Source organism: Romboutsia faecis, assembly GCF_014323405.1.
GTDB classification, from domain to species: Bacteria; Bacillota; Clostridia; order Peptostreptococcales; family Peptostreptococcaceae; genus Romboutsia_E; species Romboutsia_E faecis.
On sequence record NZ_JACRWE010000001.1, the window covers coordinates 541,201 to 566,639 of the forward strand.

Consider the following 25,439-nt stretch of genomic DNA (forward strand, 5'->3'; position numbering starts at 1 on the left):
TGTGCTTAACTAGTATTTTCAACTATTTAAGCACATTTTATCTTTGTAACCTTTTCGTTACTTTTTTATGAAATTTTGATATTATTTTGATTATTTTTTCATAGATTTTTTTATATATTCGCTATTTGCCAATCTATAGGTGTCTTACCTAGTTTTATTAAGATATCATTTATTTTTGAAAAATGCTTACAACCAAAAAATCCTCTACTAGCTGATAACGGACTTGGGTGTGGAGCTTCTAAAATAAAATGTCTATCTTCATCAATAAAAGTTTTCTTTTTTCTAGCATTTGCACCCCATAGAACAAATATTACAGGATCTTGTCTTTTATTAAGTATCTTAATTATCTCATCAGTAAAAATTTCCCAACCCTTATTTTTATGAGAATTCGCTTCATGAGCTCTAACTGTTAAAGCTGTATTTAGTAATAACACACCTTGATTAGCCCAAGGTATAAGATAACCATTATTAGGTATATAGCATCCCAAATCATCTCTCAGCTCTTTATATATATTTAGTAGTGATGGTGGAGTTTTCACTGTTGGTTGAACAGAAAAAGCTAAACCATGCGCTTGTCCCTCTCCATGATACGGATCTTGCCCTAAAATTAAAACCTTAGTATCTTTATAAGAAGTTTTCTTTAAAGCTTCGAATATATTTTCCTTATTTGGAAAAATTAAATTTGTCTTATATTCATTTTTAAGAAATTCTTTTAATTTAACATAATAGTCTTTTTCAAATTCTTTTTCTAATAAATCATCCCAATCATTATTTAGCCTTACCATATTAGCACCTACTTGTCTTAAATTCTTTTTATTCAGATATTACATCTTCTTTATTATCTATACTTTCTAATTTTTTTACTTTTATAACAACCTTATTAGGCATACATACGATTCTTTCGCTTATTTTACTTATAAATCCTGTATCTACACACACATTATCAGCGCAAGATGCATCTACCATTTCAACTCCGCCATCATGTATCTTTATGTGGTTATATTCAGATCCTGTCTCTATAATTAAATCTTCTTCATCATTGATTGATACAGTTTTGTATATTTCATTATTAACATATATCTCTATAGCTTCTGATTTTTCTTTATCAATATTATTATTCACTATAAAAAGAACTATAATCATAAATATAATACTACTAACTAATAAAATATCTTTTTTCTTCATTTATACCCCCCTGGAATATTATGCTATAATTAAATATAACATAAATTATCAGGGGGTCACATATGAAAAGAAAAAAAACTCTTCTTATATCTACTGCTATAGTCTTTGTTATAACTTTTTTATTATACAATTCCTCAAATACAAAAAATAAGTATAGCAGAGAATATTACTATCTAGGGACGATTAATGAAGTAACTATTTTAGGAATAAATAAATCAAAAAGTGAAAAATTACTAAATCACTGTGATGAAATTCTAAAAGATATAGAAAATAAAATGAGTGATACTATTCCAGGTAGTGATGTATCTAAAATTAATAATAACGCTGGAAGTAATTTCGTTAATGTATCTGATGATACTTTCTTTGTTATAAAGGAAGCAATTAGGTATTCAAATCTATCAGATGGTAATTTCGACATTACAATAGGCCCAATCTCTGATTTATGGGGAATAGGAACTAAAAATTCAAATGTACCATCGGTAGAAGAAATCCAAAATATATTAGATTTAGTAGATTACAAAAATATCATTTTAGATGAATCTAACAAATCCATAAAATTAAACAAAAGCAATATGAGAATAGATTTAGGAGCTATAGCTAAAGGATATGCTGCAGATATTATAGTTGATTACCTAAAAGCGAATAATGTAAAAAGCGCTATAGTTAATTTGGGTGGGAATATATATACTTTAGGAAGTAAAAATCACAAAGACCCTTTCACTGTAGGTATACAAGATCCCACCTTACCTAGAGGAAATTCTATTGGAAATATTAAGACTACCAATAAATCAGTTGTTACTTCCGGAATCTATGAGAGATATATTCAAAAAGGAAATAAAATTTATCATCATATTTTAAATCCATATTCTGGATATCCTTTTGAAAACGAGCTAAGCAGTGTAACAATTATATCAAATAAATCTATAATATGTGATGCTTTGTCAACTTCTGTATTTGGACTAGGATTAGAGAAAGGCTTCGATCTTATAGAGAGCTTGGATAATGTTGATGCTATTTTAATAACAAAGAATAAAGAAATATATTTAACTTCAAATATAAAAAACAAATTTAATCTTACAGATAATTCTTTTAAAATTATAAATAAAGATATTATTTTAAAATAAAAATAAGTAAAAATACTAGGATAAAATATAGATCACATTTTATCCTAGTATTTTCATAGTTATCTTACTTTAGCATCTTTATATACATCTGCTATTTCTACGGTTAATCGCTCTATATTAGATATATTTTCATAATTTTCAATGTAATTATGCTCTTCTTCTAATACATCAACATCCATAGTTATCGTAAACTTAGTTCCTACATTAAGCTTACTTTCAACACCAATAGTCCCTCCTATTAAGTTAACCATTGACTTTACCATGGATAGTCCTATACCACTACCATATACATTACCAATAAATCCTTTGTTAACATCATTAAATCTATCAAATATATGTTCTAATTTATCTTCTGGTATTCCGATTCCAGTATCTTCTATTATTATATTTATTTTATTATCTTCATATATAAGATTTACATATATACTACCACCTTCACCAGTAAACTTAATTGCATTAGATAAAATGTTAAGTATAATTCTTTCTATTGAATTAACATCTACAGACATAATTAAATCTTCTACATTTGTGTCAAATATAAGATTAATTCCATTATTATCAGCATAATTTGCAAAAGACATAACTATGTCTTCTATAAGAACGATAACATTTTTATTTTCTAATCTTAATTGATAAAAACCAGATTCCATTTTAGTAAAATCAATTAAATCATTTATTATCTTTATTAATCTATAACTATTTTGTATTGTTAAATCTACATGTTTTTTAATAATCCCATGATCATCAGATATTTTATTTTTATTATATAGATTTTCTATTAACTGAGTACTTGTAAATATAAGATTTAAAGGTGTCTTTAATTCATGAGACATATTTATAAAGAACTGCATTTTTATAAGATCTCTCTTTTCTCTTTCTATAATCTGTGTTTTCAATGACTCTAGCTTTATAATATCATTCATATCTTTTATTATAGTAAGTTTAAGTGTTTTCCTATTAACCTTAAAAGGTATACTCGCTACTTGAGTATCTATAATATCGTCATTTTTATCTAAATATTTTATCCTATAGTACTCACTAGTTTCACCAGATTTCACTTTATTAAAAGTATGTTTAGCTTCATTAACATAATCAGGATGAACTCTCATAAAATCTAATCTACAAGTTCCAGGATACTCTTTTAATCCAGACTCTAAACCAAATATATCCTTAAATTTTTTATTTATATAAACATATTTATTGGTTTCTATATCTTCTAAATATATTCCTTCTGGAATTCTATCTAATAAAGCTTTATACATATCCTCACTTTTTTTAATCATATATCTGTTATTCATATAATAAGTAATATTACTATAACTTATTATAGTATACTTTTTATCACCTTCATAATAAATTGTTGTTTTTGATTCTAGCCAGATTATATTTCCTTTTTTATCTATTACTCTGTATCTAAACAATCCATCATTGTAAAGTTCATTATTGTTTAGTGCTTTTACATTTATATTACTAGACAGTTGATATAAATCTAAATCCTCTTCATATATATCAAATTCAGAAAAAATTTCTTTATATGATTCACTGAATAAAACTGTTTTGTTATCTTCATCCAAAATAATTATCGGACTCTTTATATTAGTTATCAGATCTTCATATTCTTGTTTTAATTCTATTAAGTTATTTAACATCTTTTTTTCATTAGATATATCTAATAGAATACATACTATTTCATCCGAAGTTTCATATTTAGAAAACATGCACTTATAGTACTCTTCAGTAATTGTTATCACTTCGCACTCTATCGAATCTGTTCCAATACCTAACAAATCTAAATAGCGAATAAATTCATCATAGTTAATTATCGTATTTTTAAGAGCTAATTGAATATCATCATATTCCTCATATGAACATATTTTTTTTAATGTATCATTAAAATATTTTATATTTTTATTTTTATCAAATACTATCCATCCATTAGGTGTAAATGATAACAATCTATATAGGAAATCATCCTTATATTCCATCTCTTTTTTCATTTCGCCTTGTACTTTAATGTTCCTCTGTAATACATTACTTACTTGTTGATGCTTTAATGACTGTTCTTTTATAATCTTATTAATCTTTAATTTTCTTATATATGGATTCATTAAATTAGATTCAACAGTTATTTTATATATAAAGTAAGTTTCTAAAATACTTATAGCTTCTATAAATGTATAAACTACATTTGCATGTGTATCTTTATTCGCTATATAGAATAATCCTATAAAATATAGCATTTTTAACAAGATAACTCTATTTATTAACTTGAGTTTTTTGTTTTCTAAAAAGGATTCTTTCTGCTTAATATAAGCTAAACTTCTTATCATAGTTATCATTAATAAAATCATACTTATTAATAATATAATTTCAAATCCATTAAATTTCATTTCATTAAAATTAGCTATATTTTTGTTATGCGTTATATTAAAATACATAACTAATATAAAAGTACAATATATAAAATAAATTAATATTGAATTTTCTCTAGTTTTACATTTTATTGTTTTTTTATAGAAACTATCAATAATAAAAAAAATAGTTGCTGATTCTAAAATATTTTTTATTAATATCGATTCTGATAAATATCTCATATTTGAAAATAACAGTATACTACAAATATACATTACATTAGACAAAATATAAACAATACCTATTAGATTCACATAATCGAATCTAAAACTACCTATACCTAATGTAAATGTTATTATCAATATACTCAATGTTAACCTTGATATAATGACCGATACGGAGTATAGCTGCTTATTTGCATAACTTAAATAAATAAGTAAAATAAAAATTACTACATTGAAAACATTTAACAGAATAGACGACTTTTTTTCTATATTATCCAACCTGTTCATATCTGATCTCCCCATCTATCCTAATAATATATATCTGAAAATTCTATATTTATTTTTTCTTCAGTATCATAAATCGATTTATTTTTCTGAGTTTCTAAATTTTCAAATTCTAACTTATTTAGAGTTATTATAAATTCTGTTTCCTTATTTTCTTCACTTTGCACATTTATTGTTCCGTTATGAAGTTCAACTAATTTTTTAACTAAAGATAAACCGATACCACTGCCCTCTGTATTCCTCGAAAGAGTTTTATCAACTTGAGAAAATTCATCAAATATTATATTTAGCTTGTCCTTCGGAATACCTACCCCTGTATTTTTAACACTTATTAAAATACTCTTATCTTTATCATATATATTTACACATATTTCCCCATTGTCAGGAGTAAATTTAATACAGTTCGATAGTAAATTTAACATAATTCTTTCAATTTCTGCTTCATCTATAAACATATTTATTTCTTCTGATTCTGTATCAAATATTAAACTTATATTCTTCTTTTTCGCGTATTTTTCAATCTTCATAAATAAATCTTCAACCAGAGCTACAATATTACTTTTAGATAAGTTTAACTTATAATACCCAGACTCTAACTTTGTTAAATCTATAATATTATTTATTAGTCTTTGAAGCCTATAAGAATTATTCTTTACTAAAGCTATATGATTATTGACATTTTCATTGTAATCATTAATTTTTTTATTTTTATAAAATGATTCTAATAATTGATTAGAACTAAAAATTACATTTAAAGGCGTTTTTAACTCGTGAGACATATTTGTAAAAAATTCAGTTTTTATCTTATCTATTTCTAATCTTTCAGATAATTCCTTTTCTACTAATTCAGTTGTTTTTTTATCAGTTAAATCTTTAATTATCAACATAACATACTTACTGTCGCTACCCATTGAAAATGGCAGTGCATTTATTTCTACATCTATACATTCATTATTTTTTGATATAACTTGCTTATTCAATAAGATTATGTACTGATTATTATTAATAACTTTCTTTAAATTTTTTAAGAAAGATACCTCTTCATCTGTACTTAATTTAATTATATTCCTAATACTGAAATTATTAGACTCTTTCCATTCGTCTACATTTATAATGTTCAATAAAGACTTATTTAAATATTTAATATCTAAATTTCTATCTAATAAACAAATACCATCTGGCAATATATCTATAAGCTTTGAATAAGACTCTTCTGATTCTCTTAGTCTCTTTTGAGCTAACTTTCTTTCGGTTATATCTCTTATAACAATGCTTTTCTTATTTTTATTATATGTTGAGTAAATCATATCTACATACATTTCTCTACCATTTATAATATAAACATCTTCTTTATATTCTTGATTTTCTTCTATAAATAAGTCAATTTGTGATAAATCACCATCAAACATATTTATGCACTCATTATTTGCATATAGTATGTTATAACCGTCTAAGAGAATAATTCCATCTGTAACACTTTCTAGAAAATTCTCATAACATAAATTTGTAGATACAATTTCTTTCTCAAACTTCATTTCTTTTGTTTTGTCTATAAAAATACATAAACAGCACTCACTTTGTCCATTTATCTCAAAAGGAGTTAGCATAACTTGATAATACCTAAAATCATTACTTTCTATAGTGAGTCTTACTTCTTGATTATTTTTAATGACATAATCTATACTTATTAATATATCCTCGTATTTTTTAAATTTAAATTTTAACATTTGAGATATATTACAATTTTCATACAAACTAAATTGCGTTATAAAAGATTTATTTTTGTATATTATATCTTTTTTATCCGAAAAAATAATGGTTGGATTCATTGCGCTATTAATAGTAGCTTTTAATTTCTCATTCTTCATTCTAAGAGAATCTTTAATCATCTGAGTTCTCTTAACTTCTTGTATTAATCTTTCATTATTATAATTTAAAATATTTGCTTTTTCTTTTAATACCTTGTTAATATTATTCAATTCTTGATAAGGCTTTTTTATATTTATATACACAATATACTTATATAAATAATAAATGGATATATTCATAATACACCTACTAATAAAATATGCGTTAATTATATCATCTAATATAAATAACGTTAACATAATGATTCTAGAAAAAATAAATAAAAAAGTAATCCTGGCTATGAAATATCTCTCAATACTATATTTATCCATGTTACTTATCTTTATAAATACTACACTACATACTATTAAAGTCAAAATTGTTATACTATTTTCTAAAACTACACTTAAACTTATCTCCCTTATACCTAGCTTGAATATATATGTTATTGCAATGGAGCATAGCAAAGATATTGCTGCTATTTTTACAAAAGACAAAAATATATTCTCTTTCTTTGTAGTATCCATTCTTATACATAAACTAAAATAAATTCCTAGAAGTTGAAGTATTTCTATAAGCATGTAAAAAAACATACTTACAGAATTAAAAATAAAATAATTAGTTCCTAAATTAGTTAAAATAAATCCAGTTTCTAAACTCCCTGTTACTGTAAAAATAAGTCCTAAAAAAATTGTGCCTCTATTTGGATTAAATTTTATAGTTTTTATTATAATAATACCTACTGCAGTTAATAGTGCTGCATACAAACTCTGTATGAACATTATATACTGTACCTTATCTTTTACAACTATAGATAACGCTATAAGTATTATAAAGACAATTAGAGTAACCTTTTCATCTTTTTCATTATTTGTATTTATATACATACCTTTTTATAAATCCCCCTAAATTTAATACTACCTCAATTATACTATATATTTTGCTTAAATTTTATTTTTTACACTAAAAAATGTCAAATATATACATTTTTTATGTATAATTTGACATTTTTATAGATTTTATTCTATTAAAACATTACTCTTTTATCTTCTATTCTTTTAGTCACTCTACTTCTATCAAAATGTTCTAAAATAATCAAACAATTTTTTCTACTTGAGTTTATCGAATTTCTATACTCCGCTAATGTTATACTATTATTCTCTTTTATATAATTAATCAAAGTATATTTTGCAATTTCATAATTATCTTTATCTATAATATGTTTTTCATCTAATAATTCTATCTCATACCCAATCATAGATTCTAGTACTTCTTTATAATTATTATTAACACAAAGATCATCAACAGTTAATATCGAAGATAGACCCGCTTGTCTAAGTTTTTTTTGAATATCTAGTTTTATAGCTTTTTGATTATCATTCAAAACAACATTAAAGTCATACGATGATATTAACTTATTAATAATATTTACTTTTTTTTCATTTTCCATCTTTAAAATAACTACATCTAGATCCCTAATTTTTAAATCAGGACAAACTTTACTTCTTATTTCTTCTTTTGACATACCCTTTTTCAATCTATTTTTCTTATGATAGCAGCTCAATAAATCCAATATATTCTCTTCTAAATTCTTATATGAATCAATATGAATATAGTGGTTATTAAGTTCAATCACTCTATCATCCTCTATTAGTATTCTCATGTTTTCTTCTATTACACTTTCATACAATCCAGTGTAAGACATTAACTCTTTTATAGTTAGGTATCTTTCTTTATTTTGCTTTAAATACTCTTCTATAATATCCTTTGGCTTGCCTAGTTCTTTTAATCTTAAACTCTCAATAACTTTAGAGTTAAACTTTTTATGTTTTTTTACAGAAGTATCAATTATTACACCTCCACCAATAGTTTCCATAGGTGAATAAGTTCTAATTACAAACCTATCTCCCTTTTTAGCAACTATTCCTTCTTCTAAACGTAGCTGTACATAAGCACTTTCATTATTTTTTATATAATCTTTATCTAAAGGAACTGCTCTGCACAAAATTTCCTTAGTTCCATGATATAATTTCAGTCTATCCCAATGTTTCAATTCTTTATTTGTATGCTTTACTAAAGATATTTTCACATCTAGCATTTTAGATTCTTCTAAAGAATTTATATCTGCTAAAACATCTCCTCTTTCTATTTCTTCAACCTTTACATTAGAAATATTTATAGCTGTTCTTTGACCTGCATAAGCAACTTCTACATTTTCACCATGTACTTGTATTCCTCTAATTTTGGCTTTTATGCCTTTCGGATATATTTGTAATTCATCATCAATTTTAATTTTACCTTCTAATAATGTTCCTGTAATAACTGTTCCAAATCCTTTTACCGAAAATACTCTATCTATATTAAGCCTAGATGGAGAATCTTCTTTTTTACTTCCAATAACATTACTAATATCATCTATTTTATTTATAAGTTTATCTATTCCGTAACCAGAAATAGAATCAACCTCTATCATATCTACATTTTCAAGGAAGCTACCGTCAAGCTTTTCTCTTATATCTTCTTTCACTAATTCCTTAAAATCTTCATCTGCATTTTGGCACTTTGTAAGAACTATTATTCCATTTTTTATATCTAAAAAATTTAATATATCTAAATGCTCAATGGTTTGAGGCATAACACCTTCATCACATGCTATTACTAATAATACAATATCTATACCAGATGAACCTGCCAGCATATTTTTTATAAATTTTTCATGACCTGGAACATCTACTATTCCTGCTCTTTTATTACTCGGTAAGTCAAAGTATGTAAATCCTAGATTTATCGAAATCCCTCTTTGTTTTTCTTCCTTCAAAGTATCTGTATCTCTCCCAGTAAGAGCTTTTATAAGAGTAGTTTTACCATGATCTATATGTCCAGCTGTTCCTATTATTATATTTTTCATGTTTACCCCCCTATTAAAATGTTTAATTCTTTTGCTATTATTTCAAACTCATCTTCAAATATAGTTCTAATGTCTAGTATATATTTATTTCCATAAATTCTTCCTATTATATTAGAGCTGCTTAATCTTAGCTTTCTTTCTAAAGATGATACACTCATTTTATTTGGGATTATTGATATTACATAAGTATTTAATTTTTCAATTGGCATAGATCCTCCCCCAACTTGAGAAAAATCATCCTCTACACTTATCTTAGCATCTAAATTTAAGTTATTTAACAAATCAAATAACACCTTAACTTTCTTATATAGTTCTTCCATTGTATAAGTAAGCATTCTCAATGTAGGTATATCTTTTATAGCCTTTTTCTCATCCAGATATATTCTTAGGGTTGCTTCAAGCGCACATATTGTAATTTTATCAACCCTTAATGCTCTAGTAAGTTGATTTTTCTTCATCTTTTGTATATACTTTTTTTTCCCTACAATAATACCTGCTTGTGGTCCACCGAGCATTTTATCTCCACTAAATGTAACTATATCAGCCCCTTTATTTATAGAATCTAGTACTGTAGGCTCATAGGATAATCCATACTTTGATAAATCTATAAATACTCCACTACCTAAATCTTCTATAAGAGGTATACTATATTTTTTACTTATCAATGATAAGTCATCTATTTCTAAATTTTCCGTAAATCCTATAATTTTATAATTACTAGTATGTACCTTCATTAATACTTTAGTATTTTCTGATATAACTTCTTCATAATCACTTATATGAGTCTTATTAGTCGCTCCAACCTCTACTAATTTTGCTCCACTTAAAGACATAATACTTGGTATCCTGAAGGATCCTCCAACCTCTACCAATTCACCTCTTGATACTATAACTTCACCATCTTTTGCTAAAGTATTTAAAGCAAGAAGAACAGCAGCTGCATTATTATTTACAACTAAAACATCTTCTGCTCCTGTTAATCTTTTTATAATATCTACTAAATGCACATATCTAGAACCTCTTTCACCTGTATCAATATTATATTCTAGATTCGAGTATCTAGATGCAGATTCCCATAATTCATCCTTTATACTTTCACTTAACAAAGATCTACCTAGATTAGTATGTAGAATAACTCCTGTTCCATTTATAACTTTTTTTAGAGACAAATGATAATTTAATTTTATTTTAGTTATGGAATCTTCAATTATATCTTCAAATTTTATTTTTATTTCTTTTTCACTATCATCTAAATTTATAATTAGTTTTCTTTTTGCATCTATAGCTTCTCTTATAGATTCTAATACTAAGGTTCTCGGATATTCTTCTAATATTTTCTTTACTTTCTCATTTCCTAACACTTCATCTACGGAAGGCAGCATAGCAAATAATTTTTTTTTATCCAAAATAATCACTCTTTCTTATATTCAGTTAGATACCTTATCTTACAGTAATATACTTTTCGCCCTTCGATTTTACGTATCCTATTATTTTCGCTTCTATAGAACCATTTAATTTCATATCTTTTACTAATTCTTCTGCATATTCTGCTTTGACAGATACTAATAATCCTCCTGATGTTTGAGGATCATATAGTATATCTCTTACAGCTGTATCTACATCTTGCATATCAACATCTTTTTCAATATATTGCTTGTTCCTATACATCCCAGCAGGTATAATCCCCATATTAGCCATATCTATAGCTTCATCTAATAAAGGAACCTCTTTCGAATTTATATGTATACTAACTTCTGATGCTTTTGCCATCTCTAAAGCATGACCTAATAGTCCAAACCCCGTTATATCTGTTACTGAGTTTACCTGTATTTTATCAAAACTCATAGCTGCATATTTATTTAAGTGAGTCATAACTTCAATCACTTTATTTTCTGTTTCTTTTCTTATTAAATCAGCCTTCATAGCTGTATTTAATATACCTGTACCTAAAGGTTTTGTAAGTATTAATACATCACCTATTTTAGAAGTTGCATTTGATAGTATTTTATTAGGATGTGCTATCCCAGAAACAGAGAGACCATATTTAGGTTCTTTATCATCAACAGTATGGCCTCCTACTAAAAGTGCACCACTTTCTCTTACTTTGTCAAATCCACCTTTCATAATTTCAGCTAAAACATCCATATCATGACATGCGGGGAAACAAACAATATTCATTGCAACTATAGGTTTTCCTCCCATTGCATAGACATCTGATAGTGAATTAGCCGCCGCAATTTGTCCAAATACATAAGGGTCATCTATCATTGGCGTAAAAAAATCTAAAGTTTGTATTAATGCTATTTCATCATTTAATTTATATACTGCAGCATCATCAGCTGTATCTAGTCCTACTAATAAATTTCCTATTTTATTGTTATCATTTTTAGGAAGTTGACTTAAAACCGAAGCCAGAACCTCTGGCCCTATTTTAGCCGCTCAGCCTCCTGAAGTTGTCATTTCTGTAAGTCTCTTATATTTTTCCATAAAAAGACCTCCTTTCCTTCTTGTCAATACATATAATAACATATTTTTTATATATTATTATATACCTCTATATTATTGTATCAATTTATACTTATTAAGTCCTTTAAATCTTCATATTTTTTATCCCCTATTCCATTTACATTTTTAATTTCTTCTATGGATTTGAATTTTCCATTTTCATCCCTATGTCTTACTATCTTGTTTGCAGTAGCTTCTCCGACTCCTGGTAAATCTTCTAGCTCTTTTATCGTAGCTGAATTTATGTTAATCTTATTACTATCAGTTTCATTGCCAACTTCTCTGGTATTATTCATTGATAAACTTTCATCTGAAATTTCTTCTCCTATTTTAGGTATTATATAATGCTCTTCATCCTTTATTTTTAGTGCCATATTTATTCTATTTAAGTCAGCATCTTCTGTAGTACCGCCCAAAAGTTCTATAGCATCAGCTAGTCTTTTATCACTTTCTAAGGTTACCACTCCAGGATTATTAACTTGACCACTTATGTATACTGTTATCATTTCTGAATTCATTTCATCATTTATACTATCTTTTTTTATATTATTTACGCCCTCAAAATTTTCATATATACCCTCACTATTATCTAATATAATTTCTTTATTATTTAACTCTTCTTTACTTACTACATAAATATCATCTTGAAAATAAAGTTTATCTTTAATAATTATTGTTGTTACACATATAAAAGTAATAAATAAAAAGATCACACTTTTTTTATTTTTTTTCACTTTATTCACTCCTTTTTTTTTATTATTAACTAAAATATGATATACTAAAATATAAGTTTAAAATTTGGAGGTTATAGATGAAAAAATTTCTTTCTTTATTGGTAACATATATTATAATTTTCTCTACATTTTTAAACTCGGCGAACGCATCATATGCTGGCAGTGATGAACCTTCTATCCCTGCAGAAGCAGCAATCCTTATGGACTATGAAACTGGAAAGGTTTTATTTAACAAAAACGGAGATAAAAAAGTTTATCCAGCATCAACAACAAAAGCTTGGACGGCTTACCTTGTTTTAAAATATAAACCTAATTTAAATGAAAAAGTACAAATTACTAAAGATCCTAATGTAGAGGGATCTAGTATGTATTTAAAAGTCGGAGAATCTTTTTCGGTAAAAGAATTACTTGAAGGATTATTAGTTCATTCTTCTAATGATGCAGCTGTAGTTTTAGCAGAGTATGTAAGCGGTTCTATCAAAGAATTCGCTAATTTAATGAATGATGAAGCAAAATCTATTGGTGCTAAAAATACTCATTTTACTAATCCTCATGGTTTGCCAGACAAAGAACATGTTACAACTGCAAACGATATGGCACTTATGGCTAGAGAGGCTATGAGTAATAGCATCTTCAGAGATATTGTTAAAACTAAATCTATTTCTTTTCCTGCAACTGAGGCGTATCCTTACGAAAGATATTTCGTAAATACAAATAAGTTTTTAACTTCAAACGAAAAAATAAATTATAATGGAAAAGATATAGATATAAAATACGATATAGTTGATGGAATAAAAACTGGTTATACTGATGATGCGGGTAGATGTCTTTTATCTAGTGCTGTAAAAAATGGAAGAAGACTTATTTCTGCAGTATTTAAATCTACTGGTAATGATCTGTATTTAGCATCTAGAACTTTACTAGATTACGGTTTTAATAATTTTCATAACGAAACAATAGTAGCAAAAAACAAGTATACTGGAAATGAAAGAGTTTTATTCTCTAAGCAAAAAGAACTTATATATGAGCCAGAGTTTACGTATAAAGTCTTATTAAAAAATGGAACTCCTACAAGTTCTTATAGTGTAAAAACTAAGTTAGATAAGATACACCTTCCTATAAAGAAAGGTGATAAGGTAGGTACTTTAGAAGTTTATAATTCAAACAAACTTGAAACTAAAATAAACTTAGTTGCTACAAATGACCTTAATAGCATCTTTGGACCATTAGTAGAGAATAAAATAATTTCTATGGTACTTAAAGTTACTTTAATTTTCATTGTATCTATTTTCGTTATACTTCTTTTCATAAGAAGAAAAAATAAAAAGAAATATAGAAAAAATATATTCAATGGTAAAGGTAAAAGAAGATAAAAAAATGGCTTTCTCATCTATATTGAGATAAGCCTTTTTTCTCTTGTATCATATGTTACAGAATTTTACTTTTTTATATTGTATAATAGTATTTATAAAATGAATTAATATAGGAGGAATACATATGAGTTGTGGATGTGGTAGTATTGATAAAAATGATGGAAAGAATGTAGTTGATTTAATAAGAAGTAAAGGCAAAGATAATTTCCCTTTAAGAAATTTTCATGATATAGAATGTGTCAATTGTAAAGAAACTTTTACTATGAAAACACACGTTGATAAATGCCCTACTTGTAATATGGTTTATGGTGTTACTCCATGTAGTTCTCATGATAAAAATAACATAAAAACTGCTGATATAAACTATTAGATCTCAAATATACTAAAAAACCTCAATATTAGTTTATTAAAACTATCATTGAGGTTTTTTATTTTAATCATTTATAGCTTTTAAGCAAGTTAATTCATATAATGCCTTTGCAACTCCATCTTCGCTATTTTTTAAGGTAATATAATCTGCCCTTGATTTCACAAATTCATCTGCATTACCCATAGCAACCCCTATACCTGCAAATTCCAACATACTAATATCATTATAATTATCTCCAAAAGCTATAATATTATCTTTATCTATATCTAAATGTTCAGCTAATTTTTTAACTGCATTTCCCTTATCAGATCCTGTTGCCATAATCTCTATATTATTAAACCAAGATTTAGTTATTTCTAATCCTTCTATTTTATTCAATTCTTTTGTAATCTTCTCTAAAATAGATAAATTTTCATCTTCAACTACAATCACCTTTAATATATCATTATTTATGATATGTTCAGTAAGATCAGATAGAAAAACTAAATCTACTCCACTGCTCATTAGTTTTTTTATCTTTATAAGATTTTTATTATCTTTATCTATCTTTTTACACATTAATAAGTCTTCTGAGTAATATTGATAATACACTTTATATTTTTCTAAGATCCTTAATATTTTTAATGATTTTTCTCTATCTATATAATTTGAATATATTATTTTATTTGTAATAGAATCTTTTATCAATGCACCATTACATGCTATTATCGGTATTGTAGAGTTTAAAAAGCTAATATGTGATTTAGCTGAACTATACATTCTCCCCGTAGCTACAGTAACATAAATCCCTTTATCTAACGCTTCTTTTAATGCCTTTTTATTTTCCTCAGTAACTTCATGGTCACTCCCCAATAATGTTCCATCCATATCAGCAACAATTAATTTATAATCCATACTCCACTCCATAATCCAAAATTTATATTATTCCCTATCACCCTTTATAAATTATATCATATTTTATAATTTTTATAGTAGCTATACCTCATTAAGATTGTTTTAATTTATATTACTTATATAATTTAATTATAGTGAAAATATAAAAAGGTTAGCAAGATATCTATTTTATTAAAGATATCAAACTAACCTTTTATTTTAATATATTTCTATATTTATTATCCAAATATTTTATCGCTTAAAGCACATCCAGTACAAGTTGCAGCAACTCCACCTAAAGCAGTTTCTCTTAACTCTGGTGGTAAATTTTTACCAACTTTATACATAGCTTCTACAGTTTCATCAAATGGTATTATATTTAATATTCCAGCTAAACATAATTCAGCAGATATTAAAGCATTCGCAACACCTATAGCATTTCTTCCTTGACATGGAGCTTCAACAAGTCCAGCTATTGGATCACATACAAGTCCCATTACATTCTGTAAACAGTGAGATGCAGCATGTATAGCTTGTTCTGGAGTTCCACCCATCATTTCAACTACACCTGCAGCAGCCATCGCAGCAGCAGCTCCAGTTTCAGCTTGACATCCACCTTCTGCACCAGCAACTGTTGCATTTCTAGTGATTATTGCACCTATAGCAGAAGCTGCAAATAATGCATCTAACATTTGTTCATCAGTCATGTCATATTCTTTTCCTATAGTAACTACGGCACCTGGAAGTATTCCACAAGAACCTGCAGTCGGAGCAGCAACTATAAGTCCCATTGAAGCATTAACTTCCATAGTTCCCATTGCAGCAACTAACGCTTTATTCATTAATGGCCCACAAACCGATTTACTATTATTTCTAAATATAGTTAATTTTTTAGCTTCTCCGCCTATAAGACCACCCACTGATTTTATATCTTCCTCAACAGCTTTTTCAGTTGCTGATTTCATTATATTTAAACTATGTTGCATTTTTGATCTTATTTCTTCTTTAGATAATCCAGAAAGCTCAACTTCTCTTTCTAAACATATTTCATGTATTGACATGTTGTATTCGTTACACATTTCTAATAATTCTTTTCCGCTTGTGAAATTATATTTCATTGTCTCTCTCTCCTTACTGTCTAGAATTTATCTAAAACTACAGCCTTAGCTACAACTTCAAATTTACCTATTTGATCTAATATCTCTTGTTCTAATGTTTCGTCTGTTTCTATAGTTACAAATGTAAACTTAGACCCCGCTGGTCTATTCGTAGACATTGTAGCTATATTCTTATTATTATGAGCAAGAAGTCCAGTTACAAAAGATACTGCTCCTGGTATATCTTTTATTTCTAATATTACAGCTGGTTTTGAACCATTAAAATCTAAAGTTAAACCATCCATTTCAGTAAGTTTTATATTACCTCCACCGATAGAAGCACCTTTTACTACACTTTTAGTTCCATCTTCTAATAACATTTCCATCTTAACAGTATTAGGATGTTCATTTTCTCCTAAATCAGTTTTTATAAATTCAAACTTAACACCGTTATCTTGTGCTATATCAAAAGAGTTTCTTATTCTAGCATCTTCTGGATCAAATCCTAATATTCCTCCAACTAATGCTTTATCCGTTCCATGACCTTTGTATGTCTCTGCAAATGAACCATGTAGATAGAATTTTACTTCCTTTACAGGTTTTCCTGCTATTTTAGAAGCAGTTTTCCCAAGTCTTGCAGCTCCTGCAGTATGGGAACTAGATGGACCTATCATATTTGGTCCTACAACGTCAAATACACTATAATCTTTAGCCATTGATTTACCTCTCTCTTCTTAAATGTCAAATTAGGTTAACTGTGAAACCATTTTCTTAAATAGTAATATTATTAACTATGATTTTAATTAAAAAACTAATAACTTTATAAAATATTATTTAATAACATTAACTATATATCTTAATATTAATTTATATTAATATTATTTATTTTTAAAAAACATATATACTTTTTTCAAGTTTTTTTATTGTTCTATTTATATTATATATAAAATTTTATTTTTATGGAATATCTTTTTTCTTATTTTCTTATTTTCTAACTATTTTTTTTTGTATATAAATCCTATTTTTACCTTTTTATGAAGAATATTTTAATTTAAAGTAAAAATGACCAGTTACTACTGGTCACTTTATATGTTGATTAGCCCTTATTATAATACAGCTATAACTTCTATTTCAACTTTAACGTCTTTTGGTAATCTAGCAACTTCTACGCAAGCTCTTGCTGGTTTATTTTCACCGAAAAATTCAGCATAAACTTCATTTATTTGTGCAAACTCATTCATATCTTTTATGAAAACTGTAGATTTTACTACATCTGAAAAATCTGCTCCAGCTTCTTTTAATATAGCTTGTACATTCTTTAAAGATTGAGTAGCTTGAGCTTTAACGTCTCCTTCAACTATTTCCATAGTTTCTGGTACAAATGGAACTTGTCCAGATACAAATAATAAGTTTCCAGCTTTTATTGCTTGAGAGTATGGTCCTATAGCTGCTGGTGCATTGTCAGTATGAATTACTTGATGTTTCATTTTTCATTCCTCCTAAAAATTATATATGTTTACAACATTTGCTTCTATATTATACTATATCTTAAATAATCTTGTTATACATATTTTTATAAATCTTTTATTTCAAATCCTGCAGCTTCTATATCAGATTTTATTTTTTGTATATGATCATGATCAAATGTTTCTAATACAAATTCTGCATTTTGCTTTCCTATATAAGCTCCAGATGATAATCTAGATTGATTTGCATTTAATATATTTGCATTATTTTCGCTTATTATTTTAGTTAATTCAGAGAATCCACCTGGCTTATCAATCATAGTTACGCTAAACGAATATCTTCTTCCTTCTTTAGCAAGACCACTTCCTATGATTCTATATAGATTATTAACATCTACATTTCCACCAGATATTATACATACAACGTTTTCATTTTCATTCGGAGCATATTTGCCACTTAACAATGCAGCAGTTGTTACAGCCCCTGAACCTTCAGCTACAACCTTTAAGTTTTCCATTAAATAAACTATACCTTGAGCTATTTCTTCCTCTTCTACTAGAACTACTTCATCTACTAGTTCTTTTATTATTTCAAAAGTCATATCTCCAGGAGTTTTAACAGCTATACCATCTGCTATTGTAGTAGATTTAAATGCACTACTAACTTTCCCATTTTTCATAGATTCATGCATAGAAGGTATATTTGCAGTTTGTACACCTATAACTTTAACATTTGGATTTAATGCTTTTGCCGCTACCGCAACACCAGCGATTAATCCCCCACCACCAATTGGGCATAAGATTGTATCTACTTTATCATTTAACTGTTCAAATATTTCTAATCCTATAGTTCCTTGTCCTGCTATAACATGCTTATCATTGAACGGATGTAAGAATGTTGCTCCTGTTTCTTTTTGTATTTCAACAGCTTTTGAATAAGCATCATCATATACTAAACCATTTAAAACCACTTCTGCTCCATAACCTTTTGTCGCAGAAACCTTTAATAATGGTGCTGTTGCTGGCATTACTATTGTAGATTTTATTCCACTCATTTTTGCTCCTAAAGCAACACCTTGAGCATGATTACCTGCACTTGACGCTATGACACCGTTTGCTTTTTCTTCATCAGTTAAATTAGCAATTTTATTGCACGCTCCTCTTACTTTGAAAGACCCTGTTCTTTGCAGATTTTCACATTTATAAAAAACGTTTGCCTTTGTCTTATTACTAAGACTAGCACACTCTAACATATCAGTTTTCTTTACTATATCTTTTATAGTTTCCTTTGCTTCTTTTATATCTTGTAATGTAACTTGTAACATAATATTACCCCCTACAACTTTATTAAATTTATCGACATTTTTTAACATTTTGTGTGTTATTTTTTCTACAAACTAATTATATTATTAACTATTAGGATTCGTCAACATTTTTTTTGAAATTGTTTTCTTATTAAATAACAAAATACCACTCAACACTTGTTAAGTAGCCTTTTTAAAGCAAATTAAAATAAATTTTACATTTGAATTTTAAATTATTTTTTCTTCATATTTTTCCTTGTATCAATATAAATGGCTTCAATTATAATAATACCTGTTATTATACCTCCTATACTACCCACTCTAGCTACTTCTAAAGATTCTGCTAATCCATAAAATAAAAAAATACCGCCTAAAATAAATTTTAGGCAGTATTTTTATTTCATATATTATTTAACAACTATGTTAACTAATTTTTTAGGAACGGCAACTACTTTTACTATAGTTTTTCCTTCTACTAAAGCTTTTATCTTTTCATCAGCCATAGCTAATTCTTGCATTTCATCTCTTGATACATTAGCCCCAACTGTTAATTTCCCTCTTACTTTACCATTAACTTGAACTACAACTTCAACTTCATCTTTAACTAATGCAGTTTCATCATATTTTGGCCAGCTTATATCAAATACGCTACCTTCTTTACCTATCATAGTCCATAATTCTTCACCTATATGAGGAGTGAATGGCGCAAGTATAGTTACTATAGTTTCTATACCTTCTTTTATAATAGCATTATTTTTGCTATCTAATTCTTTGTACTTGTACATTTCGTTTATTAATTCCATTAAAGCAGATATAGCTGTGTTGAATCCAAACTTTTCACTTAAATCTTCTGTAACTTTCTTAAGTGTTGCATGTATTGTGTATCTCATAGCTTTATCTTCTTTAGTTAATTCACCCATATTAGTATCACTCTTAGCAACTTCTGCTAATTCATCAACTAATCTATAAACTCTGTTTAAGAATCTATAACATCCTTCAACACCTTGCTCAGACCAATCTAGATCTCTTTCTGGTGGTGCTGCGAATAATACGAATAATCTTGCAGTATCTGCACCAAACTCTTCTATTATTTCAAGAGGTGAAACTACGTTTCCTTTTGACTTACTCATCTTGCTACCTTCTTTAAGAACCATACCTTGAGTTAATAAGTTCTTAAATGGCTCTTTAAAATCAACAAGTCCCATATCATTAAATGCTTTTACAAAGAATCTTGAGTAAAGTAAGTGCATTATAGCATGCTCTACCCCACCTATATATTGGTCAACTGGCATCCACTTATTTACTACTTCTGAATCAAATATGTTTTCAGTATTCTTAGGATCTATGTATCTTAAGAAGTACCAAGAAGAATCAACAAATGTATCCATTGTATCAACTTCTCTTCTAGCTTCTTTTCCACAACATGGACAAGCTGTTGTCATAAACTCTTTTGAAGTAGTAAGTGGAGATTCACCTTTTCCAGTAAATTCAACATCAGTTGGTAATAATACTGGTAGGTTTTCTTTTTTCTCTGGAACTACACCACAAGTATCACAATAAACAACCGGTATTGGACATCCCCAATATCTTTGTCTAGAAAGTAACCAGTCTCTTAATCTATAGTTGACTGTTTTCTTTCCTCTGTTCATCTCTTCTATTTTTTCTATTATTTTACCAAATGCTTCAGATGCTTCCATTCCATTGAATTCACCTGAGTTTATCATTTTATTATCTTCATCTATTACAGGTATTATTTCTAAATTATATTTCTCAGCAAATTCTCTATCTCTTTCATCATGGGCTGGAACTGCCATTATAGCACCTGTACCATAGTCAGCTAGTACATAATTTGCTATCCATATTGGAGCTTTTTCTCCAGTTAATGGATTTATTACATATCTACCTATAAACATACCTTCTTTTTCTACATCTGTAGAAGTTCTTTCTATTTCAGTCATAGTATGCATTTTTGCAACAAATGCATCAGCATCAGATTCATACTCTGTACCAGCAACTAATTCTTTAACTAAATCATGCTCTGGAGCAAGAACCATATATGTAACACCATGAACAGTATCTGGTCTAGTTGTAAATACAGTCATAGATTTGTCAGTTCCATCTATATCAAATACTATTTCTGCACCTGTACTTTTTCCTATCCAGTTCTTTTGCATTAACTTAACTTTTTCTGGCCATCCATCTAAAGTATCTAAATCTTGAAGTAACTCTTCAGCATATTGAGTAGTTTTGAAGTACCATTGTTCTAAGTCCTTCTTTATAACCACAGAATCACATCTTTCACATTGTCCTTGAACAACTTGCTCATTTGCAAGAACAGTTTCACAAGATGGGCACCAGTTAACAAAAGATTTTTTCTTATATGCTAGTCCATGTTCTAAGAACTTTAAGAATATCTCTTGAGTAAACTTATAGTATTCTGGAGTAGAAGTTGCAACTTCTCTATCCCAGTCGTAACTAAGACCTAATAATTTTAATTGACCTTTCATATCTTCTATATTTTCCATAGTCCATTTATGTGGATGTATCCCATGCTTTATAGCTGCATTTTCAGCTGGAAGACCAAATGAGTCCCATCCCATTGGATGTAGAACATTGTATCCTTCCATTTTCTTAAATCTAGCAACAACGTCACCTATAGAGTAATTTCTAACGTGACCCATATGTATTTTCCCTGATGGATATGGGAACATTTCTAAAGTGTAATAATTTGGCTTAGAAGTATCAAGTGTATCAGTTTTATATTGATCATTTTCAGCCCAAGTTTTTTGCCATTTCGACTCAACGTTTTTATGATTGTAAACGCTCATTACTTTTCCTCCTTATATCTTTTATTATTAATTAGTCTATAAAAGTTATTTTATCCATATTTCGATAAATTTAACTTCTTAAACAATAAAAAAATCCTCAGTCTCTAAACAAAAATTGTTTAGGGACGAGGATTATATCTTCGCGGTACCACCCTAATTAGTCTAAAAATAGACTCTCTTAGATAGTTTTTATGCCAACTACGGCCAAATAGTTATATTCTAGCAAGTTCAAAGGTCAAATTTACTAGTTCACAGCAACCACTAGCTCTCTGATAAAATCTTTACTTTTACTACTCTAGCCTATTCGATAAATTTATTTAATATTATAATTACCTATATTAGCATTATTATGCTAAAGTGTCAACATCTACATATGGAGCATCTTTCCATAACTTTTCTAAATTGTAGAATCCTCTTTGCTCTTCATTGAATATGTGAACTATTACATCACCATAATCAAGAAGTACCCAAGTTTGAGTTTCGTATCCTTCTTTTCCTCTTGGCTCTATTCCTAGTTTTGTTAATTCATCTTCTACGTTATCAGCTATAGCTTTAACTTGTCTTTGAGAACTAGCTGTAGCTATAACAAAGTAATCACATAAACTTGAAACTGCACCAATATTTATTATAGATATATCTTGACCAATTTTATCGTCTATTGCATCATATATTACTTTTGTCATTTCATTTACTGTCATATTTATTCCTCACTTTCCTAAATTTAAGCATGTTTTATTATTATACCATAAATAGTCTACACTAACTATTTTATTTTTTATATGATTATTATCTGTTATTGTTCCATATAATATATAAAATTATAAATTTCTCATAATATAATTTCTTGCACTTACTGTCCTAGGATGTATTAACTGTTTGTTACCGATTACAAACTTTATAGTATTATCAAAAGAAATTAGTAATGCTTCATCTAATTTTCCACTATAACTTAAATTTCTTAATAAATCTACATTTGGGAAGTTTCTACTTTCTTCTATCAAGTCTGCCATATAAATTATTTTTTCTAGCAAACTCATATTTTCCTTTCCTGTCGTATGATATCTTATTGCATCTATTATTTCTATATCATTTATTTTAAATTCATACTGTGCTATGTATGATCCTATAATACTATGCGAAAGCGCTAAGTTATTCATTTCATACTCATCTAAATTTATATTGTATTTCTTTACATAGTAATCAACTTGATCATTGTTTAAGTATTTAGCGCAGTCATGAGTTATTCCAGCTATATATGCCTTTTCTTTGTCACAATCATATATATCACATAATTTAACTGCACAATTTGCTACATTTAAAGAATGCTGCATCCTTCTTTCTGGCAACATTTCTACTAACTTTTCATTAATCTCTGTTAATGTCATTTATTCCACTCCCATTTTATATAACTTCTTATTGTGTATATACTTTTCTACATTTTCAGGAAGCAAATACCTTACAGATTTCCTAGCTTTTAATTGTTGTCTTATATATGTAGATGATATATCCAATGATGGAACATATACACTTATAATATTAGCATTATATTTTTCTTTAAGTTTTTCTATTTTTTCTTGAGCTTCTAATAAACTTATCCCCGGTCTTGTTGCAGCTATAAAATTAGCCAACTTGAAATTCTCTTCTACTTCCTTCCACGTTTCAATGTCACATATTGCATCTGCACCAGTTATAAAATACATTTCACAGTTGCTATATGATTCTTTTAAAGATCTTAAAGTATCTACAGTATAAGTTCTTGTTTCACTTTTTATCTCTGTATCTAAAACTAAAAAATCATCGTTATTCTCAGTTGATACTAAAACCATGTTATATCTGTCATACTTATTAGTTACATTAAGTAATTTATGAGGAGGATTTCCTGTAGGTATAAAAATTATCTTATCTAGTTGGTATTTGTCCCTAATAAATTCTGCCGTAGCCAAATGAGCATAATGTATCGGATCAAAAGTCCCTCCCATTATACCTATTCTCATTTTAGAATTATTTTTTTTAAATCGCTCTAGCTTAATAGTATTTATATTTTTTGCATTTTTAACTAGATCATCAACCCTCATATTTTGTCTCCTTTTTATAAATATATTATTATTGTATCATTATTTCAATTTTATAAGGTAATAAATCGCACATTTTAGTATATAATCATATCTATAAGGTACTTATATTTTTTAGTATAATTTTATATTAACTATTTGATATTTTACCTTAAATTTCCTAAAATACAAGACGTAAAATACATATAATTAACATTTTAATAATTTAAAATTATTAATTATAATAGTACACCAAAGGAGTTTTATACATGGCTATAATTACTAAAATAGAACAACAAAAAAAGAACGAGGATAGGGTTAACATTTATGTTAATGATGAGTTTTTTACAGCAATCTTTAAAGAATTAGTTTTTACTTTTAACCTAAAAAAAGGTGATGAAATTGATGAGGAATACTTAAAATCAATATTAAGTGATGAAATGTATCTTAAAGCTAAAAATAAGGCTTTAAATATACTCTCTAAAGCAGATCAAGCAGAGAAAAAAATCAGAGAAAAATTATCTAATGATTTCGAAGAAGATACTATAAATAGAGTAATCGAATTTTTGAAAAAAAATAATTTTATAAACGATAATCTACTAGCTCAAAAAATAGTAAACACTAATCTTAATTTAAATAAATGTGGTAAAAATAGAATTAAACAAAATCTTTATAATAAAGGTTTAGATGCATCTGCTATTAATGAAGCTATGTCAGATATAGATAATGACGCTGAGTTTGAAAATGCTATGTATTTAGCAAAAAAAAGATATGAACGTTTAAAGAATGAAGACAAAAGAAAAATTCATCAAAAACTATCTCAACATTTAGCATATAAAGGTTTTAATTATGATATTATAAAGAGGACATTAAATAAGTTATTAAGCTACGATGAGTATGATATATAATTTA

The 25,439-nt window shown here is 27.2% G+C and carries 21 protein-coding genes and 1 other annotated feature; of the genes, 4 read left to right on the top strand and 17 right to left on the bottom strand.

Annotation, left to right across the window (positions count from 1 at the left end; all coding sequences use genetic code 11):
• Positions 1 to 110: 110 nt before the first annotated feature.
• Both H8923_RS02615 and H8923_RS02620 read right to left on the bottom strand, forming a co-directional pair.
• The gene (locus H8923_RS02615) at positions 111 to 785 is read right to left on the bottom strand and encodes a uracil-DNA glycosylase (protein ID WP_153925636.1); all 675 of its coding nucleotides are present in this window, start codon (positions 783 to 785) and stop codon (positions 111 to 113) included.
• Between the two features lie 28 nt (positions 786 to 813).
• Complete coding sequence (locus tag H8923_RS02620) at positions 814 to 1,185, bottom strand: NusG domain II-containing protein (RefSeq protein WP_153925638.1); 372 nt, start codon at positions 1,183 to 1,185, stop codon at positions 814 to 816.
• A 62-nt stretch (positions 1,186 to 1,247) separates the two neighbouring features.
• Here H8923_RS02620 and H8923_RS02625 point away from each other — a divergent pair, with 62 nt between their 5' ends.
• Positions 1,248 to 2,309 (top strand): FAD:protein FMN transferase, encoded by a 1,062-nt coding sequence (locus tag H8923_RS02625; RefSeq protein ID WP_153925640.1) that lies wholly within the window; start codon positions 1,248 to 1,250, stop codon positions 2,307 to 2,309.
• Positions 2,310 to 2,368: 59 nt separating this feature from the next.
• On the opposite strand, the gene H8923_RS02630 is transcribed toward H8923_RS02625, so the two are convergent.
• From H8923_RS02630 to H8923_RS02655, 6 genes are all read right to left on the bottom strand, one after another.
• The gene (locus H8923_RS02630) at positions 2,369 to 5,173 is read right to left on the bottom strand and encodes a PAS domain-containing sensor histidine kinase (RefSeq protein ID WP_172976695.1); all 2,805 of its coding nucleotides are present in this window, start codon (positions 5,171 to 5,173) and stop codon (positions 2,369 to 2,371) included.
• Positions 5,174 to 5,193: 20 nt separating this feature from the next.
• Entirely contained in the window at positions 5,194 to 7,905 is a 2,712-nt protein-coding gene (locus H8923_RS02635; protein WP_153925644.1) for an ATP-binding protein, read from the bottom strand.
• Positions 7,906 to 8,045: 140 nt separating this feature from the next.
• On the bottom strand, positions 8,046 to 9,926 hold the full coding sequence (gene selB / locus H8923_RS02640; protein ID WP_153925646.1) for a selenocysteine-specific translation elongation factor: 1,881 nt from the start codon (positions 9,924 to 9,926) through the stop codon (positions 8,046 to 8,048).
• Between the two features lie 2 nt (positions 9,927 to 9,928).
• Positions 9,929 to 11,308: an L-seryl-tRNA(Sec) selenium transferase gene (gene selA, locus H8923_RS02645; RefSeq protein WP_243139907.1), complete on the bottom strand. Its 1,380-nt coding sequence runs from the start codon at positions 11,306 to 11,308 to the stop codon at positions 9,929 to 9,931.
• A gap of 58 nt (positions 11,309 to 11,366) precedes the next feature.
• Complete coding sequence (selD, locus tag H8923_RS02650; protein ID WP_153925650.1) at positions 11,367 to 12,413, bottom strand: selenide, water dikinase SelD; 1,047 nt, start codon at positions 12,411 to 12,413, stop codon at positions 11,367 to 11,369.
• 80 nt (positions 12,414 to 12,493) lie between these two features.
• Entirely contained in the window at positions 12,494 to 13,165 is a 672-nt protein-coding gene (locus tag H8923_RS02655) for a helix-hairpin-helix domain-containing protein (protein WP_187127813.1), read from the bottom strand.
• 77 nt (positions 13,166 to 13,242) lie between these two features.
• On the opposite strand from H8923_RS02655, the gene H8923_RS02660 reads away from it, so the two are divergent.
• Together H8923_RS02660 and H8923_RS02665 are read left to right on the top strand one after the other, a co-directional pair.
• Positions 13,243 to 14,538 carry a D-alanyl-D-alanine carboxypeptidase family protein gene (locus tag H8923_RS02660; protein ID WP_153925652.1) on the top strand — a complete coding sequence of 432 codons (1,296 nt, stop codon included), beginning with the start codon at positions 13,243 to 13,245 and terminating at the stop codon, positions 14,536 to 14,538.
• 124 nt (positions 14,539 to 14,662) lie between these two features.
• Positions 14,663 to 14,908 carry a hypothetical protein gene (locus H8923_RS02665; RefSeq protein ID WP_153925654.1) on the top strand — a complete coding sequence of 82 codons (246 nt, stop codon included), beginning with the start codon at positions 14,663 to 14,665 and terminating at the stop codon, positions 14,906 to 14,908.
• A 63-nt stretch (positions 14,909 to 14,971) separates the two neighbouring features.
• Here the strand turns inward: H8923_RS02665 and H8923_RS02670 are convergent, their stop codons facing one another.
• The 9 genes from H8923_RS02670 to nadD form a co-directional block, all read right to left on the bottom strand.
• A complete protein-coding gene (locus H8923_RS02670) occupies positions 14,972 to 15,802 on the bottom strand; it encodes a Cof-type HAD-IIB family hydrolase (protein WP_153925656.1) in 831 nt (276 codons plus the stop codon).
• A gap of 218 nt (positions 15,803 to 16,020) precedes the next feature.
• Positions 16,021 to 16,899: an L-serine ammonia-lyase, iron-sulfur-dependent, subunit alpha gene (gene sdaAA / locus H8923_RS02675; protein WP_153925658.1), complete on the bottom strand. Its 879-nt coding sequence runs from the start codon at positions 16,897 to 16,899 to the stop codon at positions 16,021 to 16,023.
• Positions 16,900 to 16,919: 20 nt separating this feature from the next.
• The gene (gene sdaAB, locus H8923_RS02680) at positions 16,920 to 17,594 is read right to left on the bottom strand and encodes an L-serine ammonia-lyase, iron-sulfur-dependent subunit beta (protein ID WP_153925660.1); all 675 of its coding nucleotides are present in this window, start codon (positions 17,592 to 17,594) and stop codon (positions 16,920 to 16,922) included.
• 390 nt (positions 17,595 to 17,984) lie between these two features.
• On the bottom strand, positions 17,985 to 18,365 hold the full coding sequence (locus H8923_RS02685; protein WP_147539762.1) for a RidA family protein: 381 nt from the start codon (positions 18,363 to 18,365) through the stop codon (positions 17,985 to 17,987).
• Positions 18,366 to 18,451: 86 nt separating this feature from the next.
• On the bottom strand, positions 18,452 to 19,669 hold the full coding sequence (gene ilvA, locus H8923_RS02690; protein WP_153925662.1) for a threonine ammonia-lyase: 1,218 nt from the start codon (positions 19,667 to 19,669) through the stop codon (positions 18,452 to 18,454).
• A gap of 386 nt (positions 19,670 to 20,055) precedes the next feature.
• A complete protein-coding gene (leuS, locus tag H8923_RS02695; RefSeq protein ID WP_153925664.1) occupies positions 20,056 to 22,476 on the bottom strand; it encodes a leucine--tRNA ligase in 2,421 nt (806 codons plus the stop codon).
• Between the two features lie 118 nt (positions 22,477 to 22,594).
• Positions 22,595 to 22,793 (bottom strand) — a binding site (T-box leader).
• A 30-nt stretch (positions 22,794 to 22,823) separates the two neighbouring features.
• Entirely contained in the window at positions 22,824 to 23,174 is a 351-nt protein-coding gene (gene rsfS / locus H8923_RS02700; protein WP_153925666.1) for a ribosome silencing factor, read from the bottom strand.
• A 120-nt stretch (positions 23,175 to 23,294) separates the two neighbouring features.
• On the bottom strand, positions 23,295 to 23,861 hold the full coding sequence (gene yqeK, locus H8923_RS02705; RefSeq protein WP_153925668.1) for a bis(5'-nucleosyl)-tetraphosphatase (symmetrical) YqeK: 567 nt from the start codon (positions 23,859 to 23,861) through the stop codon (positions 23,295 to 23,297).
• On the bottom strand, positions 23,862 to 24,551 hold the full coding sequence (gene nadD / locus H8923_RS02710; protein WP_153925670.1) for a nicotinate-nucleotide adenylyltransferase: 690 nt from the start codon (positions 24,549 to 24,551) through the stop codon (positions 23,862 to 23,864).
• Positions 24,552 to 24,796: 245 nt separating this feature from the next.
• Here nadD and recX point away from each other — a divergent pair, with 245 nt between their 5' ends.
• Positions 24,797 to 25,435 carry a recombination regulator RecX gene (gene recX, locus H8923_RS02715; protein WP_153925672.1) on the top strand — a complete coding sequence of 213 codons (639 nt, stop codon included), beginning with the start codon at positions 24,797 to 24,799 and terminating at the stop codon, positions 25,433 to 25,435.
• The last annotated feature ends 4 nt before the right edge of the window (positions 25,436 to 25,439 follow it).